This window comes from Vibrio sp. 03_296, from assembly GCF_002265885.1.
On record NZ_NPKW01001220.1, the window covers coordinates 1 to 990 of the forward strand.

General features: G+C 49.5%; 1 protein-coding gene. It reads left to right on the forward strand.

Going from position 1 to position 990, the window contains the following annotated elements:
• Positions 1-971: reverse transcriptase domain-containing protein (locus tag CIK04_RS31120; RefSeq protein WP_128824782.1), on the forward strand; the 971-nt coding region annotated here is incomplete at its 5' end.
• Between the last annotated feature and the right edge of the window lie 19 nt (positions 972-990).

The window sequence follows — 990 nt, forward strand, 5'->3', positions numbered from 1 at the left end:
GGTTCAGGCCAAACCGTAGTGCGCATCATGCGCTTGCGGCAGCAAGCCGCTATATCAGAGAAGGGCGGGGTTATGTAGTGGATATCGATCTAGCCAAATACTTCGACACGGTGAACCATGATAGGGTGATGCACAGATTATCTAAGGACATTAGTGATAAACGAGTATTAAAGCTAATCAGGGCATATCTACAGGCAGGCTTAATGCGAGATGGGTTAGTAGAGCGAAGACAACGAGGAACACCGCAGGGTGGTCCATTATCTCCGTTACTTTCCAATATCGTATTAGATGAACTGGACAAAGAGTTAGAGCGGAGAGGGCATAAGTTCTGTCGATATGCAGATGACTGCCAAATCTACGTTCGTAGTGAGGAAGCCGCGCATCGAGTCAAAGAGTCGATAACGGAGTTCTTGGAACAGAAGCTAAAGCTCACGGTAAATCGTGAGAAAAGTGCAGCAACAAGAGTGCCGGAGCGAGGCTACCTAAGCCATAGCTTCAAGATAGACGGAACCCTCCTGATATCAAAATCGGCACAAGCTCAAATGAAGAAGCGAGTGCGGAGAATAACGAAGCGAAATCGAGGTCGAGAGTTATCGGTAATCATCACCGAGTTAACCCAATACCTACGAGGTTGGCAGCACTACTTCAAGCTCGCCATAGGTCAAAGTGCGATGCAGCGCTTGGACGAATGGATACGGCGTCGGTTGAGATGCTACCGTCTGAAACAGCGCAAACGCAGATACAGCATAGCGACATGGTTACAACGACAAGGTGTAACAGAGCGAAATGCGTGGAAGCTGGCGATGTCAGATAAAGGGTGGTGGCACTTAGCCCTCTCGCCCCAGGTGAATCACGCAATGCCAATCAAATGGTTCGAGGAGAGGGGACTGTACTCATTGAGAGATGGGTATGAGTCACTAAAGATATATTCGGAACCGCCGTATGCGACCCACGCTTGTACGGTGGTGTGAGAGGATGGAGGCCGTGAGG